12 protein-coding genes and 1 pseudogene are annotated in these 14,586 nt (G+C 68.8%); 3 read left to right on the top strand and 10 right to left on the bottom strand.

Features of this window, described 5'->3' with window-relative positions; translation table 11 throughout:
* Window positions 1-29 precede the first annotated feature (29 nt).
* Both OIE49_RS01000 and OIE49_RS00995 read right to left on the bottom strand, forming a co-directional pair.
* Entirely contained in the window at window positions 30-365 is a 336-nt protein-coding gene (locus tag OIE49_RS01000; protein WP_326800619.1) for a hypothetical protein, read from the bottom strand.
* On the bottom strand, window positions 365-1,177 hold the full coding sequence (locus OIE49_RS00995) for a tyrosine-type recombinase/integrase (protein WP_326800618.1): 813 nt from the start codon (window positions 1,175-1,177) through the stop codon (window positions 365-367). Before OIE49_RS00995 ends, OIE49_RS01000 begins: the two co-directional genes overlap by 1 nt.
* Before the next feature lie 315 nt (window positions 1,178-1,492).
* Here OIE49_RS00995 and OIE49_RS00990 point away from each other — a divergent pair, with 315 nt between their 5' ends.
* Entirely contained in the window at window positions 1,493-2,371 is an 879-nt protein-coding gene (locus tag OIE49_RS00990) for an ATP-grasp domain-containing protein (RefSeq protein ID WP_326800617.1), read from the top strand.
* A gap of 378 nt (window positions 2,372-2,749) precedes the next feature.
* On the opposite strand, the gene OIE49_RS00985 is transcribed toward OIE49_RS00990, so the two are convergent.
* Genes OIE49_RS00985 through OIE49_RS00975 form a run of 3 tightly spaced genes read right to left on the bottom strand, consistent with a single transcriptional unit; the run spans window position 2,750 to window position 5,032 of the window.
* Window positions 2,750-4,156 (bottom strand): IS1380 family transposase, encoded by a 1,407-nt coding sequence (locus OIE49_RS00985; RefSeq protein ID WP_326800490.1) that lies wholly within the window; start codon window positions 4,154-4,156, stop codon window positions 2,750-2,752.
* Between the two features lie 59 nt (window positions 4,157-4,215).
* Window positions 4,216-4,587, bottom strand: a complete 372-nt coding sequence (locus OIE49_RS00980) for a hypothetical protein (protein ID WP_326800616.1) — start codon at window positions 4,585-4,587, stop codon at window positions 4,216-4,218.
* Window positions 4,588-4,591: 4 nt separating this feature from the next.
* Entirely contained in the window at window positions 4,592-5,032 is a 441-nt protein-coding gene (locus tag OIE49_RS00975; RefSeq protein ID WP_326800615.1) for a hypothetical protein, read from the bottom strand.
* Window positions 5,033-5,328: 296 nt separating this feature from the next.
* Between OIE49_RS00975 and OIE49_RS00970 the strand changes: the two genes are divergently transcribed.
* Window positions 5,329-6,216 (top strand): hypothetical protein, encoded by an 888-nt coding sequence (locus OIE49_RS00970; protein WP_326800614.1) that lies wholly within the window; start codon window positions 5,329-5,331, stop codon window positions 6,214-6,216.
* A 145-nt stretch (window positions 6,217-6,361) separates the two neighbouring features.
* On the opposite strand, the gene OIE49_RS00965 is transcribed toward OIE49_RS00970, so the two are convergent.
* The 4 genes from OIE49_RS00965 to OIE49_RS00950 form a co-directional block, all read right to left on the bottom strand.
* Window positions 6,362-7,129, bottom strand: coding sequence for a transposase family protein (locus OIE49_RS00965; protein ID WP_326800613.1), 768 nt, complete (start codon window positions 7,127-7,129; stop codon window positions 6,362-6,364).
* Between the two features lie 281 nt (window positions 7,130-7,410).
* Entirely contained in the window at window positions 7,411-7,983 is a 573-nt protein-coding gene (locus tag OIE49_RS00960) for a dihydrofolate reductase family protein (RefSeq protein ID WP_326800612.1), read from the bottom strand.
* Window positions 7,984-8,424: 441 nt separating this feature from the next.
* Window positions 8,425-8,613 (bottom strand): hypothetical protein, encoded by a 189-nt coding sequence (locus tag OIE49_RS00955; protein ID WP_326800611.1) that lies wholly within the window; start codon window positions 8,611-8,613, stop codon window positions 8,425-8,427.
* Window positions 8,610-9,932: a hypothetical protein gene (locus OIE49_RS00950; RefSeq protein WP_326800610.1), complete on the bottom strand. Its 1,323-nt coding sequence runs from the start codon at window positions 9,930-9,932 to the stop codon at window positions 8,610-8,612. Before OIE49_RS00950 ends, OIE49_RS00955 begins: the two co-directional genes overlap by 4 nt.
* Window positions 9,933-10,461: 529 nt before the next feature.
* On the opposite strand from OIE49_RS00950, the gene OIE49_RS00945 reads away from it, so the two are divergent.
* Complete coding sequence (locus OIE49_RS00945; RefSeq protein WP_326800609.1) at window positions 10,462-12,861, top strand: 2OG-Fe(II) oxygenase; 2,400 nt, start codon at window positions 10,462-10,464, stop codon at window positions 12,859-12,861.
* A 298-nt stretch (window positions 12,862-13,159) separates the two neighbouring features.
* Here the strand turns inward: OIE49_RS00945 and OIE49_RS00940 are convergent.
* Window positions 13,160-14,567 (bottom strand): annotated as a pseudogene (locus tag OIE49_RS00940) (IS1380 family transposase).
* Between the last annotated feature and the right edge of the window lie 19 nt (window positions 14,568-14,586).

The following is a 14,586-nucleotide window of genomic DNA, read 5'->3' as shown; positions in this document are numbered from 1 at the left end:
TGCACCGCCCGGAAGAAGGACTCCTGGCGCTAGGGGACCTCGTGTCCGCGCTCACGCATCCAACGCAGCGGGATCTCGCGCCAGTTGGCGCCGTCGTCGTCGGCGCCGCTGGCCAGCCAACGTTCCTGCCAGGTGGCGCCGGGCCGATCGGCCAGCCAGTCCAGCAGCAGGCCAAGCCCGAACTTGCGACCGTTGTTGTCGCAGGCCGGAGCGAAGGGCTCGGCGGCCAGCCGGCCCCAGACCTCCTCGCGGCTCTGCCGAGTCGCGGGCCATGCATCCTCCGTCGATCGTGCCCGGACCAACTCCGTGACCGGCCGTAGCGGCGAAGCTGCCGCGGCCTGCGCGGTCTCCGGCGTCGTGGTCATCAGCAGGCCGTCCCGAACAGCACACCCAGCGACTCAGCCGAATAGCCAGGGGCAGCGGCAGGTGCGGTGCGAGCGGCGGCCTGTCTCGTCTGTTCGGCGTGATGGGCCAGCAGCCGCCGGATGACCTCTTCCTTGCGGGGAGTGAGATAGATCTGGGTGGTCAACTGCGCATGTCCGAGGACGAATTGGACATCGGTGAGCGGGAGGCCGGGGTCCTCTGCCATGCGGTAGGCGGCGGTGTGCCGCAGCGCATGCAGTGTCGCCGTGGTGCCGGCCTTGCTGCTGGCCCGCTCGAACATCCGGTGTGCCGCGTGATAGGTCAGCGGCCGAGACGGGTTGCGCAACGTCCACCACAGCGGAACCCGCCGCCCCCTCGGAATCGCATCCTCAAGCTCCAACTGATAGAGCCGCAGCCAGACGAACGCATCCGTCGAGGCCGGAAGCTCCTGGACCTCGCCGGTGCCCTTGCGGACCACGCTGATCAGCTGGCGGCCCGGGGCGACGCCGCCCTGCCAGGCGGACAGCAACTCGCTGGCCCGGGCGCCGGTGGAGACGTAGAAGGCGACCAGGGCCCGGTCACGGTGGGAGGGCAGCCGGGCGAAGATCTCGTTGAACTCCGCGTCTGGGACGCTGCGAGGAATCCGCTGCGGCAGCCTCGGCCGGTAGAGGCCGATGCGCTCGTTGCGCGGCGGATCCATCGGGTTGCGGTAAGCGTGCGCTCGCCGCCCCCGCCGCGAGCGGTCCAGCGGAAACGGATTGAGGACCGGCCCGGTGCCGGCGTCGCGGTGGAAGTCGTAGAAGGTCCGCAGCACCGTCTCGCTGTGCGTACGGACCGAGGTCGCGTACGGCTTCCCGCCGGCAGCCCACCGGCCAGCCTGGTCCGGGCGCCGCCAGTGCCGACGTGACGGCTGCCCCGCGATCTGCAGCCAGCGGGACGGGGCGTGCGCAAGGTGCACGCCGTCAGGGGCGTCTCCTTCGTCGCCCACCGCCCCTCGCCTCGATGCGGCTGGCCCGATCCCACGGCACGTCGACGGCCCAAAGGAAGCTTCTCTGAACTTGGCAAGATGCCGTGCCTGGCAGCGCGAAACCCGTGGCCCGAGAGGTGGAGGTTCCGTAGCGTGTCGGTCATGCCGATGCCCGTCCTGTACTGCCGTGATTCGTTGAACCCTCGACGTGTAGACGAACACTTCGCGCTGGAAGCTCGGGAGGTCCGCGCCTGTGGCGGGGCAGTAGGGCTGATCGACCACGACGCGCTGTTGCAGGGCGACGCGCAGCAGGCAGTTGCACGAGTTCCGGCTGGGCTGGGAAGTGCGTGGTACCGGGGCTGGATGATTCCCAGCGATCGATACGCCGTGTTGGCTGAGGCCCTGAGCCGACGTGGCACCAAGTTGCTCGTGACACCGGAGCAATACCGCACCGCTCACGAACTGCCAGGCTGGTATGCAATGTTCGTCGACGTCACGCCCGCGAGCGTGTGGCGTCCCACGGAGCCCGGTGAGATGCTGACCGCCGACGACCTGGCTGCTCTTGCCGCGCCCCTGCTGCCAGGCTCGGGAATCGTGAAGGACTACGTCAAATCGCGCAAGCACGAGTGGGACCAGGCGTGCTTCATTCCCGATCTCGCCGACGCCGTGGAGCTGATGCGGGTCGTGCAGCGCTTTGTAGAGTTGCAGGAGGAGTTCCTGGCTGGTGGGATCGTTCTCCGCGCCTTCGAGGCGTTCTCGCGGCTTGAGTCCGTCGCGGCTGAAGTGCGCGCCTGGTGGCTCGATGGTGAACCCAGCCTGCTGACGCCCCATCCGGATAGCCCGTTTGGGCGCGGGCTGGTGCCTGACCTTGATCACATCGGGCCTGCAGTGCGGCGCCTAGGATGCCGGTTCGTCACAACCGACGTGGCCCTTCGCTCGGACGGGGTGTGGCGGGTCGTCGAAGTCGGTGACGGCCAAGTCAGTGATCTGCATCAGTCGAGCAGCCGAGGCGAATTGGCCGAACTGCTGGTCGGTCCGTAACACTTGCGCTCCTTCCCCGCACCAAGTCAAGTGGCGCGCTCGTCGGGCCTCGACCGGTTCCTGGGTGAAAGCCAGTCGTCTGTGTCGCGGTGGCGGCCGAGTCCGACTGCGGAGAACTCGTCGACGTGATTGCCCTTGGCAGCGCCGAGTCGCCGCAGCGCCTGAGAGATCGGAGTGCCGCTCGTCGGCGGCGGCTCCCCTTCGGCCAGGCACAATGGACTAACCTCCCTGTTTCGCTTCGGGAGGCTGCGCGGGGTAGTCCCGGTGAGATGGGCGGTTCTGGCTGCTGGTCTGCCGGTGCGCATGGCGATGGCCCGACGCTCGGCCGGGTTCTCCAGGCTCCTCGGTCGTGGGTGGGCAGGGGAGGTGGTGCCCGGTTCAGGTGACCGGTCGGGGCAGGGCCTGCAGGCGGGTGAAAGCACTGGCCAGCTCGTGTCGCCAGGGCCAGGTGGTGGCGATCCGTAGTCGCAGGCGGCGTCCGCCGCGGGTGATGCGGGCGGCGGCGTGCAGCAGTCGGTAGCGGAGCTTCTTGGGTTCGGCGGTGGCCAACTCGCCGTCCAGCAGCAGGAGGCGGGTCCAGGCCAGCAGGTCGATTGCGGTCAGGGACAGCTCGAACCAGGCGGCGTTGAGAGCGAAGTGGCGGGAGGGGAAGCGGCCGAATCCGGTGCTTTGGCCCGTGCGGATGTGGTCTTCGACGGTGGCGTGCCCGCGGTGGCGGACCTCCAGGAACTGGGCGGAACCGCCTCCCGCGAAGGGGGTGTCGGTGAGGAACACCTGGTGGCGCAGGCCCTCGTCCTGGTCGAACAGGGACAGTTGGGCGCCCGGGTGCGGTCGTTCGCGTCGCACGATGAGGCGGGTGCCGGCCGGGTAGCCGGCCAGGTCGACCATGCCGGTCAGCTCGGCGACCTCGGCGCCGTCCCGCAGGGTTCCGTTCTGGTCGAGGGCGGGGTGCCAGAGGTTGTCGGGGAGGGCCCGGATCGCGCGGCGGACTGGTTCGGTGACCGGGTAGCCGACCGAGAAGCGCAGGTCCAGGCCGTTCTCACGCAGGGTTTGGAGGTGGGCCAGGAAGGCTTTCGCGCCTCCGGCGCTGTCGGCCCGGATGAGGATGGGGGTGCCGTGCCGGTGGGCGCCGGGGATCTGGGCGAGCGCGGCGTCGAGGACCGTGATGTGGTCGGTGGCGGTGTTGGCTCCGGCGTTGCCGGGCCGCAGGAGCCCGGACATTGCTTCGCCGGTGTTCGACAGGAAGCACAGCAGCGGGTGGTAGCCGAAGCCGCCCTTGTAGGTGGGTGCGGCCTGCTCCTTCTCGGAGTGGCACGTGATCAGTGTGGCGTCGATGTCCAGGACCAGGCCGGGCAGGTCGCGCCCGGCGGCGCGGGTCGCGGGTATGCCCCCGCCGGTTTCGGCGGCCTGCAGCCAGGCGACTTCGCGGGCTTGGGCTCTGGCCGCCCGCAGCGCGGCGAGCATCGTGGAGTCGATGTCGGTCAGCAGCCGCCATGCGGTCGTTGTGGAGGCGACCGGGCCGAACACCGTCGGCTGGTCACGCAGGATGCCGAGGTCACGGATTGCTTCGCCGCCGTCGGCGAGCATCACGGCTATGTCCACGGCGATCCGCCCGGGGGCGTGTCCGGTACCCCGTGGCCGCAGCCTGCGCAGCACGTCGTTGAAGGCGACGGTCAGGCCGGTGGCATCGGCCAGATCGGCCAGCAGGCGGGAGCCGGCGTGGCTGACCACTCCATGGCCGTCGGCCGAGACGGCGAGCTGGGGACGCGAGGCGGTAGTGTGCACGCAGAAAGTGCCTTCCTGCTGGAACGACAGAAGCCTTCGACAAGCCCTATCGTCCCAGGTCAGAAGGCACTTTCGTGTTCTCGCCCAAGATCCGGACGCCGCTCAAGCGAAACGGCGAGGCTAAGGACTATCTTCCCGGCATCCCAGACCTGCGCGGTCTGAGTCCCAACCCCGCCGAAGTACTCGGCCTCGACGTAGGCCACCGGTCCTGTCTCCGAGCACGCGGTCAGTAGACGATCAAAGCCTGCTGGCGCCTTCCAGAACCCGTCGAGTTCGGGTGCTCCGGCGGACGTGACCACACCGAACAGCGCGTCGGTCATCGGCAAGAGCCAGAGGTGTTGACCGAGAGGAACGATGCACGCCTCTGTGATGGAGTCGGCCAACTTGCGGAGCACGGATTCGGTGGCGATGACCGCCTGCAGGCAATACATCCGCTCATTCTCGCCTGGCCGCTGATCGCCGCGAGATGCCGGGTATGCCGAGGTCGACCGGTGCGACTCTGGCGAGTCGACGGGTCTGGTCCCGCTTCTGGCGCAGGAAAGACAACGTGAGGTCGATTCCTTCGAGCTCACCGAGCCACCCCTCTGCTTCGGCTCGGGCCCGGCGGGTTAGAAGGTCGACTTCGATCTCGTCGAGGCGGGGCAGCATCTTCGGGTTAATGTTGATCATGGGACATCTCAGACAGGCATGCTCATGCTGGCAAGGTGTCGAGTAAGGGCGGGCGCATCCTCCCAACTCGACTTTGCGCTGGTCGAAGTGCTCCTCGAAGCCAAGCCATTCGGGTTCGGTGACCGGCCGGTACTCGTCGGTTGACCTGGCTTGGCGACGCCGGTCGAGAAATCCCTGGTAGTGCCGGACGACGTCCTCGTTGAACACAGCGACATAACCGCGAGTCGTTTGAAGATTCAAATGCCCGAGTAGGGCTGCTCCGATGTGGATCGGGAGTCCGCTGTTGACGAGTGTTCCGTGGCCAGGAGTCGGCGAAAATCGTGCGGCGTGAAGCTGGTCGCAAGGAAGCCGGGGTGCTGTTCGGCGAGCTCGACGCTGACCTCGTGCTTGGTCCCGATCTTGCGTTGGAACAAGACGGGCTGCTCTGCCGTTCCTTCGGGTCGTAGCGGGGCAGCAGCGGGATGGTCTGGCCGCCGGTGGTGTGGCGGCGGACGATGGCCGCGATGACAGCGAACAGCTCGGCGGACATGGGGATGACGCGTTCCCGGTCGCTTCGAGGGAGCGACTACGAGGCCACTGTCCTGCCCTTCAAGGTGACCTTCACGTTCGACCGCGAGACCTTCGTCGATGTCCAGGTGCAGAATCGCTATCAGCACGGCGCCGGGAACGTCATGTGCACCATCCTCGCCGACGGTGTCGTGGTGCAGCAGTCGAAGGCGAGCGGGGAGCACGCGGTCGCCCTCTGCGATGGCACCGCCGGCGTGGACAAGCCGCTGCCCGGAGTTCCGGTGCCCTCCCTCGCCGCCGGCGCCGCCCCGCTTCCCGCGGAGTCCCTGCTCACCGAGGTCGTCCCGGTCAAGCAGTACTCAGGCCGTGGCTCGCCGGTTCTGGGCCGGGTGACGGACTCCGACGCCCGGCTCTCCTACATGGAGCTGGGCGGCAAGTGGAACAGGAGCCGCGCGACCGAGCCCGCGCTCACCGGCTTCAACCGCGAGCAGAGCTTCGACGCGGAACCGAAGTGGGGGGCGACCGTACGCTCCGGCCAGGTGGACGGCGACCTGCTGGACAAGGCCACCGGCACCGACCGGCTGCGCAAGCTCGCCGCGGCCGTCCAGGACGATCGCCGGACGTACGCGTACGTGAAAGGGGAGACCACCATCCGCGACGTCGCCTCCCAGCCCCTCGAGGTCGGAGGCCATGACGCCTGGGCGCTGGTCAGTGAGATGCACTTCCGCAAGTACGGGGTCAAGTCCACGATGGACCTGTCGGCCGTCGTCGTGGTCGACACCGGGCGCCCGCGGCCCTCGCTGCTGTGGATCTCCCTGCCCGAGACCGAGAAGAAACTCTGGCCGGACATCAACACTTTGATCGAGTCGCTGCGCGCCACCTGACTGGCGCCTGTCGCCGGCACGGCCATGGCTGTGCCCCGAGGACGCCGAGCATCGCACGGGCGGCCGGACTGGCCCGGATGGGTGTTCATCACATCGGAATGATTCGTCTAGGGGCGCCACGGTCTCACTCATTGAGGCTTTTCCATCATCGGTCTGAGCTGGCCAGATGCAGGGTGAGGACGGCCTGGACGAGGCAGGTGATCCGGGTGGTCGAGCACCGGAGCTTGCGGAGGAGCCGCCAGGACTTGAGGGTGGCCATGGCCTGCTCGACGAGTGCGCGGATCTTCGCGTGGGACCGGTTCACCGCCTGCTGACCGGTGGAAAGGGTCTCCCATCGCCCCCAGCACGGGGTACGGACCGTGCCGCCGGCACCCCGATAGCCCTTGTCGGCCCAGCACTTGATGTCGGCCTCGGCAAGGGCGTCGACGATGCCGTGTTCGCGGGCCGCGCGGACGTCGTGGACGGCGCCGGGCAGGGCCGGCGAGGCCCACAACAGCCGGCCGAAGGGATCGGCGAGGACCTGCACGTTCATCCCGTGCCTCTTGTGTTTGCCGGAGTAGAAGGGCCGGTCCGCGGCGATGCGGTCGATCGGCAGGAGTGTGCCGTCCAGGAGCAGATACGCCTTCGCCGACGCGGTGCGGACGGCGTCGGCCAGGCTGGGTGCGAGGGCGGCCAGTAGGTCGACGGCCTCGGTGACGTAGCGGTATGCGGGTGTGGTTCCGACGCCGAATCCGGCCGCGAGCTGGGCATAGGTATGCCCCACCCGCAGATGGGCGAGTGTGAGGAGGGCCTGACGACCGGCGTTCAGCCGCCGCCAACGGGAGCCGATCACACGGCGGTGCCGCCGCAACTCCTGAGCGAGGAAGCGAAGGGCAGAGCTGGACACGTCGATGCCGGACGGGTAAACAAGCACGTGAAGCCTCTGGTGGAGACGGTTCTCTTGGTCGAAAACCCATCTACCAGGGGCTTCACCACGTTGTCAGCCCAACTGCCAAGCTCGGAACTCAAGTTGGAAAGGGCTCAGTGGCGCGGTATCGCCACCCGCTACGAAAAGACCGCGACCATCTATATGGCCGGGCTTCACGTCGCGGGCATCTTCCTCTGGTCCGCACGGTGACCCGATGTCCACTGAGCAGATCTTCCGGCCGGTGCCGTGTCCGATGACGCGACGGCCGGACGTATGCGGGAGCCGTGTCAGCGGACGACGTCGAACACGTTCTTCTGCAGGCCGTTGGCGTATGTCTCGTGCTCAACCAGCTTCAGCTTCTGGGTGTCCTTATCCGTGGCGCTGAACAGGCGCTTGCCCGCGCCGAGCAGGAGCGGGAAGACGAGCAGGTGGTAGCGGTCGATCAGACCGGCGTCCGAGAGGCTCTGGTTCAGGGCGGCGCTGCCGTGGACGATGATCGGGCCGCCCTCGGTCTCCTTCAGGGCGGCGACCTCGTCGAGCGAGCGCAGGATGGTGGTCTCGCCCCAGCCTGTCACCAGTTCGTCCTCGGTGAGGGTGGTGGAGACGACGTACTTCGGCATCACCTTGTAGTCGGCGAAGTCCGCCATGTCCGGCCACACCGGGCTGAATGCCTCGTAGCTGGTCCGGCCCATCAGCATCGCCGTGGCTTCCTTCTGCTCGCGGCCCTTGATGTCGAACGCCTCGGGGAGGAACTCGATGTCCTTGAAGGTCCAGCCGGAGTTCCGGTAGCCGGGCTCGCCGCCCGGGGCCTCCACGACGCCGTCGAGCGAGATGAAGGCAGTGCTGATCAGGGTACGCATCTAAGGTTCCTCGGTGTCTCGTATCTGGTTCTCAGCAGGTCAGATCGGTGCACGCTTCGACCACACTTGCGGCTGCGGCGCATCAACCATGATCTATGACTGTTGATCACGAAGGAACTCATCGGTCCGCGCCAGTCTTTTTCTGACGGTCTCGCCGACCGAATTGGCTTGGAGGGCCCTACGCGCCCCTGGCTGCGGCACCTACCAGCACCGCAACAGCGACTTGCGGTGAATGACCCGCCCCAACCGGTGATGCCGGATCTTGATGCAGCCGGGCTCAGTGATCTAAACGAAACGGCCTAGCTAGCGCGCGGCGGTCCGTCTGCGCCGCCGCGCCCAGTTCCTCTTCAGCCTGCGCTGAGGTCGGGGAGGTGAGTGGCCGGGGCGGGGCTGCGGTGGTGGAGGCTTCGAAGCGCCGGCGGCGTAGCTTCTCCGCGGCTTTCAGATCGGCCTTGAGTCGCCGGGCGGCCGCGGTCCGTGCGGCCTGGACGGAGCGGATCTGTTCCTGGCTCGCGGCGGCGGCCAGGAACGCTGAAGGTGGTGGCCGGTGGCGGCGTCGAAGACCTCGATGGTGTCGTCGTGGTGGGGCAGGTGCCGTACCGAGACTTTGGTGCCGGTACGGCCGTTCATCCATGGGGCGAGGTAGTCCCGGCGGCGCCACCGTACCCCGCTCGTGCTGATCGTGTACGTGCGGCCGTCGTCCTCCAGGGCGAAAGTCGCCAGCTGCCCGACGGACACATCCGTGAGCGGTGTCGCGTCGGCCTGCCACGCCTGGAGGGGGGTTTCCCGTTCAGTGCGGCGGGACGATGGAGGGTGTTCCACCAGGTCACCCAGTCCAGCAGCAGGCCCACGAACGCCTCGTAGGCCAGGGGCGGGGCGTCGGGGTCGGCGAGTCGGCCACCGGTGAGTTTCTGGCGGCCGGTGTAGCGGGGGAGCGAGACGAGGAACATCTCCTCCACCGCGTCGTTCAGCGCCTCGATCGAGCCCTTCAAGTGCGGGGTGTAGGCGGGCAGGTCGGTGACGGGGACGGCGAGCGCGCCCATCGCCGCGGTGACCGTCGCGCACAGGAACTCCTTGCCGCGATCGACCCGGATTTGACCCGGCAGGCCGCCCACCGGCCCGAACGGCTCGCTGCGGGTAATCGCGATCTGCAGGGACGCCAGCACCGCGTCCCGGCTCGGAGCGTGCGCGGTGACCGCGGCCCCGGTGATCGCCTTGGTGGCGCAGTCGATGAACCAGGTCACCCACGGTGTGGCCAGCTCACCTTCCACATCGACTTCGACGGGCACGTGCTTGTGGTTGCCCTCCCACGTCGCGTTGCGATGCGTCGGCGGGCGCTGCCCGAACACGTCGTGAGCACGGCGGGCGGCTTCCCCGCTCTTCAGCCCGGCCCGCTCGCCGCGGGTTAGGTCCCGGCGGATCGCCCGGTGCAACGTGGAGAGCGAGGGCACCGCGGGAGCGTTCGGATCGTCGGCCGCCCGCTGTACCAGCTCGGCGTGGACTCGGGAGGCGTTACCGCCCCACAGCGTCAGCAGCCGCCGGACTTCCGTGGTGACCGTGAAATGGGGCGCCTCCACCCGTGCGAGGCGGTGATCCTTGCGGGCAGCGGCCAGCCACCGCCACACTGTCCGCTCCGACTTCCCCAACGCCTTTGCCATTAGGCGCACATGCGCGGCGCTCAGCTCACCGCGGCTGTCGAGGTCCAGCAGCCGGGGCATTGCCGCCGCCCGGCCCGACGCTGGCGGGAACACGGCCACCGGACCGCTTTCGCGATCACCATCACGCCTTCCCTGCATCATGGCCCTTCCCACGAGAACCGGACGGCATGAACTGCCCTCCAGGTCCCAGGTATCGCAGCCCTTCGGCACCCTACTGACGTGAATCGGCATAAGACTGACAGCAGCCATGGTCATCCGGTACAGATGTGCCTCCACCCTGGCGCCCAGCATGGTTGATCTGGTGCTCTGCACGGGCGCCGACGCCCGCGTCTTGTGGCCGGGGTGCGTATCCGGTGTCGCTGACCCAGGTACGGGGCGTGCTGCTCGGACGGTTCGGCCGGGTGCAGGCACGTCTATGGGCACGTGGTCATGTGTGGGTACGTGCGGGGGAGCGGCGGGTGCGGTGGCGTCTGGTGGTGAGGCTGTTGATGTCTGTGGTGGCCGCAGTCGGGGCGTCCAGCCTCTCACCCCGTCCAACTGACCGTCGTCCGAGGGATGAAAAGTCATACCGGACAAGGAGATGAGCTGTCCGCATACAAGGAGATCAACTGTCCGCTCACCCGGACGTCCCACTGTCCGTGGACAGCGACTTCGACGCCTACTGGCGCTACCACCAGCAACGCGATCACCTACGGTTCACACCATCCGCTACCGCGACATACTCACCCTCGCCGCATGACCAACAGCCCGGGACTGCCCGCGGCGTTAGGGTTTCCGGGACAGGCCATACGGCACGCTGCACCCCTGGGGACGAAACAGTATGGGACACGGAGCGCGGAAGCAGCTGGCGGAGCTGCTCGACGACGCGCAGCGGCGCGGGGACTTCAGCACCCGTATCGAGATGTCGGCCCGCGCGCTGCGCATCGAGGTCGACGGGGTGGGGGAACTGCCGCTGCCGCTGCGTGCCCCGGTCACCAAGAAACTGATCGCGCAGGCCCGGCAGGCATCCTTCGGCCGCGGCGAGCAGACCCTGTCCGACACCAGAGTCCGCGACACCTGGGAGATCACCCCGGACCGCATCACGCTCGGCGGCACCGACTGGGACCGCACCCTGGACGGCGTCCTCGACGGTGTCCGCACCGCGCTCGGTCTGGCGCCCACCGTCGTCCTACGTGCCGAGCCGCACGCACTGCTCGTCTACGGCAAGGGCCAGTTCTTCCTGCCGCACCAGGACTCCGAGAAGGACGACTCCATGGTGGGCACCCTGGTCGTCTCGCTGCCCTCGCACCACACCGGCGGCGAACTCGTCGTCTCGCACGCTGGCCGCAGCGTCGTCCACCAGGCGTCCCGGGAGAAGCTGACCTTCGCCGCCTTCTACGCGGACTGCCTGCACGAGGTCAAGCCCGTCAAGTCCGGCTACCGCGTCACCCTCACCATGAACCTCCTCGCCGAACGCATCCGCCCGACTGGCGAGGACGACGGGGACCCGGTCGCCGACCTGGCCCACTGCTTGACCGAACACTTCACCGAGCCGGCCGAAGAGCGCTACGCCTACGGCCGCCAGAAGGCCGCGCCCCCGAACCGCCTCGTGTACCTCCTCGACCACGAGTACACCCAGCGTGGCCTGGACTGGGACCGCCTCAAGGGAGCCGACGCCACCCGCACCGCCCTGCTCCGCCAGGCCGCCGCAGAGACGGACTGCGAAGCGGTCCTCGCGTTGGCCGAGGTGAAGGAGACCTGGGACGCGCATGCGCCGTACGACCGCTACGACTACTACGGCGAGGTCGAGCACTACGACGACTGCGAGGACGAGGAGTGCGAGGGTGAATGCCTCCTGGACCCCGACGGGGAACCCGGTGCCGAGCGCCGCCGCAGCGGCGACTTCTCCAGCTACGAACTGAACGAGCTGATCGACGACGAGATCACGCTAAGCTGGTGGACCCGCCCGGACGGCACCGGCGGCGAGCAGATCAACCTGCCCGTCGCGTACGCCGAGGTGTGCGCCACCACCGAGAACAAGGACCTGACGCCCTACCAGTCCGAGTACGAGGGCTACATGGGCAACTACGGCAACACCCTCGACCGCTGGTACCGGCGGGCTGCCGTGGTCCTGTGGCCCCGGCAGCGCTCGTTCACGGCCCGCGCTGAGGCCGGCTCCGAGGGCGCACTGCGGGAACTTCAGGGCCACCTGGATGCCGGGGACCTCGACCGGGCGCGCACGCTCGCCCAGTCGCTCGCCCCGATCTGGAAGCACCACGGTTCGGGCGAGGCGGCCGCGGCGCTCCTTGCCGCCGCCCTGCCCGTCGCGGTGGGACTGCGGGAAGCGGACACTGCCACGATGCTCCTCGCGCCTTTTGGGGTGGAGGCCCTGGGCGAGCGGCACGCCCCGGGTCTCGCGGCAGCGGCCGCGCGGTACGGACGGACGTGGGCCCGCGGGGCCGTCAGCAGCTGGTTCGGCACGGTTGGCGCGTACACTAGGGCCGACCGCGCGGAGTGGCTCGAATCGCTGCCCGGCCTGTGCACCGCGCTGCGGGCCGCCGACGGCGATGGGGACGCGATGGCCTCGCCGCTGGCCGAGGGTGCCTGGCAAGCAGTCGAGCAGCAACTCACCAGCTGGCTCGGCATCGGCCGCGAGACGGAGCGCCGCACAGGCATGGAGGGGCTCGGCGCATCACTGGCCCGCGTCCTGCAGGCGGCAGGGCCCGAGACCGCCGGCACCATCGCCGCCACGCTGCGCGGCCTGCCGGACACCGCCCTGGAATGCCTGCTCCCCGCCCTGCGCACCGCCGCCCGCCAGCCGACGACCATACGCGACGGCGCACCCGCCGCCCGCGCTTTCCAGACCCTCGCCGACCACTGCGAGGACCGGCTCGCCGCGGCCCTCACCCGCCCCGTACGTGCGGCCGACGACTGGTCCCTCACCCCGGCCGGGACATGCCGGCCTGGCTGCGGACTCTGCCCCGACTTGGACGCCTTCCTCACCTCCCGTACCCGCCACGTCATGGAGTGGCCGCTCGCGAAGGACGGACGCCGCCATCTCCACAGCCGCATCGACCAGGCCGGCCTGCCCGTCTCCCACACCACCCGGCGCCAGGGACGCCCCTACGTTCTGGTCCTGACCAAGACGGACGCCGTCTTCACCCGTGAACAGGCGACCCGCACCCGCGCCGAGACCGACCTGGCGTGGCTGCGGGACAAATGGCCCCGGGCGTGCGGTTGAGAGGTGACACATCCGTACCTCTCCCCGACAGCGATGACGAGAAGGGCGAAGGGTGCGGGCAATGCCGTTGCTTGAATGGCTAAACCAGTTTGGGTACGAGGGTGATGGCCTTCGGCTGGACGCGGCGGGTCGGTTTGAGCCCGGATCCACCGGCTTGATTCCGGAGGGATCGTTTCGGAGGTGTCCTGGCGGTCGGGATGATCTGGCCGTTCGGGGGCGGGGAGTGCTCGCTGGTCTGCCCAGCTTTTCCACGTGTTCGGTGGTCTCGGGCCCTTGCGGGCGGGGTGGTTAGAGCTCTTCAGGTTGTGGGTGGCGGTGCGTGCACCAGGTCGAAGAGCCGGGTGAAGTCGTTGGCCCAGGGCCAGTGTTCGGGCAGGTGGAGGGTGAGGCGGCGGGCCGAACGGGCCAGGCGGGCGGGCACGTTGATCAGATGGTCGCGGATCGTTGCGGTGGTGGCCCTGGCGTGGAAGGCGGACGCCAGGGCGCCGGCGGCGCGGGTCAGATTGTGCGCAAGAGCGGCCAGCGCGAGCTAGGCGGCGTTCGCCTGGAAGTGCCCGGAGGGGGCGTGGGCGAACGGGCCGTTCTTCAAGTCCGCGATCACCTGTTCCACGACAGCGTGCCGCCTGTGATCACGCTCGGCGTCCGTCAGCGGGAGCGGTGAGTCGGTGAACGCGGCGTGGTAGCGCCAGGTGTCGAAGAGAGTGCCCTGCCCCTCGGGCACCGCCGCCGGGTTGAGCCGTTTGACGCGGCGTACGATCAGACGGGCGATGACCTGCTGCTTCTTCGGCCTGGAGGTGAAGGCGGTGTAGCTGGTCTCGGCTATCTCGGCGTCCGAGATCCAGCATTGCGCCTCCTCGTCCCAGATCGCCTTGGGGTACTTGATCGCCTTCCACGCGGCTTCGTCGATGCCCGCGATCGCGGCCTTGATGGAGGCGTTCATCCGCACCGTGACCGAGAACCGGACGCCCAGGGCCCGGCAGGCGTTTACGACATCGGCGCCGTAGAACGCGGAGTCGGCCCGCACGACCAGCAGCCCGCTCGCGCCGCCCGCGCCTGCGGCGCGGGCGGTGCGGATCGATTCGGCGACGAACGCAGCCGCACCCCGGGCGGAGTTGGACGGTCCCTTGCGCAGGCGGGTGGCGGCGATCACCGGAGCGGCCAGCGGGGTGGAGACGATCTCGATCAGCGCGTTCAAGCCCTTGACCTTGCTGTATCCATAGCCGGCTCCCTGCTTGGCGTAGCCGTAGGCCGAGGTGCGGCGGATCGTGTCGTCGATATCCACGTAGGCCACCTGGTCGGCGCCGGGCAGCAGCGGGGGTGTGCGCGGCCAGGTGGGGCAGGAACCGGCGGGCCACCGCGTGCAGTTGCTTCACGTGTCCGTGGCTGAAGGAGCGCAGGAACGAGCCCAGCGTGGACGGCGCCCGCACGCCGGAGAACAGCCGCGGCAGCCCACCGTGCCGCAGCCGGTCCATGTCATCGATGCTGTCCGCCCCGGCGACCATGCCACCGACCAGCGACATCAGCTTCGCCGCGGGGAAGGCCCCGGTGCCGTCCTTCGAGGCCGACAGCCGGACGTGCTCGTCGACGAGTGCGGGCAGTGCGCACCGCTCGGCCAGCCGTACCACCGGGGCCAGCCCGCCGTAGCCGACCAGATTCGGATCATCAAACCGTGCGGAGACCCTCGCCGAGGCATGGGAAGATTGCATCTCGGAAGTGCCCTCGTGG

It is taken from the genome of Streptomyces sp. NBC_01788, from assembly GCF_035917575.1.
GTDB lineage: Bacteria > Actinomycetota > Actinomycetes > Streptomycetales > Streptomycetaceae > Streptomyces.
This window is presented reverse-complemented; position numbering and strand designations above follow the sequence as displayed.